The sequence below is a fragment of the Pseudoflavonifractor intestinihominis genome, assembly GCF_040096055.1.
Classification (GTDB): Bacteria; Bacillota; Clostridia; order Oscillospirales; family Oscillospiraceae; genus Pseudoflavonifractor; species Pseudoflavonifractor intestinihominis.
This window is the reverse complement of sequence record NZ_JBBMFK010000053.1, coordinates 1-2,029: the sequence shown is the minus strand read 5'-3', so window position 1 is coordinate 2,029 and position 2,029 is coordinate 1. Positions and strand designations below refer to the sequence as shown.

2 protein-coding genes are annotated in these 2,029 nt (G+C 69.0%); both read right to left on the bottom strand.

All coding sequences use genetic code 11. The features are described 5' to 3' along the window. A partial coding sequence (locus WMO64_RS16940) for a ParA family protein (RefSeq protein ID WP_349232755.1) occupies positions 1–500 on the bottom strand: 500 nt, incomplete at its 3' end. 104 nt (positions 501–604) lie between these two features. Further along, on the bottom strand, positions 605–1,975 hold the full coding sequence (locus WMO64_RS16935; RefSeq protein ID WP_349232754.1) for a replicative DNA helicase: 1,371 nt from the start codon (positions 1,973–1,975) through the stop codon (positions 605–607). Positions 1,976–2,029 lie beyond the last annotated feature (54 nt).

Sequence of the window (2,029 nt, the reverse complement as noted above, 5' to 3'; positions counted from 1 at the left end):
ATCTGTGCGGTCAGCTCGCTCATGCCCCGGACGGAGTATGCGTCCAGCTTGATGGGGATGATGACCCCGGTGCTGGCGGCGATGGCGGCCGCGCAGGCCGGGGACAGGGCAGGCGGACAGTCGATGATGACGGCGTCGTAGGCCTCGTCCTCCTCCACCGCGTCCCGCAGGTCCCGGAGGGCGCCCATTTGGAGCTGCCTGCCCTGGATCAGGTCCACGTCCAGCTCCCGCAGGGCGTCGCCGGCGGGCACCATGTCCAGGCCACGGATGGGGCTGGGCTCGATCAGGTTCTCGTAGAACGGCTCCTCCCCCCGCAGCAGCCACAGCAGGGACCTGTACTCCCCCGGGGGCAGCAGGGACTGGGTGGCGTTGCCCTGGGCGTCCGCGTCGATGAGCAGCACCCGCAGCTTGTACTCCGCGGCCAGGATGGCCGCCAGGTTGACGGCGGTGACGGTCTTGCCCACCCCGCCCTTAAAGTTCACAATCGCGTATGTATTCACGTCTTTTCGTCTCCTTTTCTGAGGCGGTCCGGGTCGGCCCTGGCCATGGCCATGTGCCGCAGGTACTCCGCCTCGATCAGCGCCAGCCGCCGGTCGTTGTCCATTCAGCGCCGTCCTTTCCGTCTGTCGCCAAAGATGTCCAGCTGCTCCGGGTCCTCCCTGGTCCGCCGCCGGGTCATGCCCGAGATGCAGCTGGCCGTCATGTCAAAGGCCATCTGACAGGCCCCCACCCTGCCGTGGCGGTTCTTGGCCAGGCTCACCTCCAGCAGGGACGGGGCGTCCGGGTCCTCCTGGGGGTTGTAGTAGTCGTCCCGGTAGAGGAAGATCACGCCGTCGGCGTCCTGCTCCAGCGCGCCGGTGTCCCGCAGGTCGGAGAGCTGGGGCCGCTTGTCCTGCCGCTGCTCCACCTCCCGGTTGAGCTGGCAGAGCACCAGCACCGGCAGCTTCATGGTACGGGCCAGGTTCTTCAGGGCGCCGGATATCTCCGTCGTGTACTCATACCGGCCCGCCCGCCGGGCCTCGGGCGTAGGCATGATTTTGCCAAAATAGTCCACCACGATGAGCCGCAGCCCCGGGATGCTGCGGGCCAGCACGCCGATGTCGTCCACCGTCACGGTGGGGGCCTTGTTGGCGTACATGGGCAGGGCCGCCAGCTTGCTGGCCGCCTGGGCCACGGCTGTGTACTCCCTCTCCTCCAGCAGCTGCATGAGCAGCCGCTGGGTGGGGATGCCGGTCTCCCGGGAGATGCGCTTGGCGGCCAGCTGCTCGTCGTCCATCTCCAGGGAGACGAAGAGCACCGGGTCGGTCTGGGCCACCCGGTCGGCGATGTTGAGGGCCAGGGTGGTCTTGCCCATGCCCGGCCGGGCGGCCAGCAGGTAGAGGCCGCTGGCCAGCAGTCCGCCGCCCAGCAGGCTGTCCAGGGCCATGTACTGGGTGCACACAAAGCCCCGGGCGTTGCCGCTCTCCACGGCCTCCCGCTGCCGGTAGAAGGCGGTGAAGATGTCCGTGGGGGTGGACAGCCGTCCGGCGCTGCCTTTGGCCGTCAGGCTGTCCAGGACCTGTCCCGCCCTGGTGAGCACCGCTCCCGGGTCCTCTCTGGCCTGCACCCCGGCCCGGATGCCCTCGGCCAGCTCCAGCATGCCGTCCCGCAGCCGGTCCTCCCGCACCAGGCGTATGTACTCCCCCACGTTGGCCGCCGTGGGCGTCAGCTCCATCAGCTGCATGGCGTAGTCCCGGGAGACGGGGCGGCCCAGCTTGGCCGCCTGGTCCAGCAGGGTCACCGGGTCGATTTTCGCCCCCGTCCGCTCCAGGGCCAGGGCCGCCTCATAGAGGGCCCGGTCCGGGTCCAGGCGGAAGTCCGCCGGGGAGAGGGCCCGCTCCACCTCGGGCAGGCATTGGTCGTCCAGCAGGATGGCCCCGATGACGCTCTGCTCGTTGAGCAGGCCGTCCTGCCGCAAATCAATCTCCTGGCTCATCGACCACCAGCACCTTCTCTCCGTCTATCTCCTCGTAGTGCCAGCCGCTCAGGC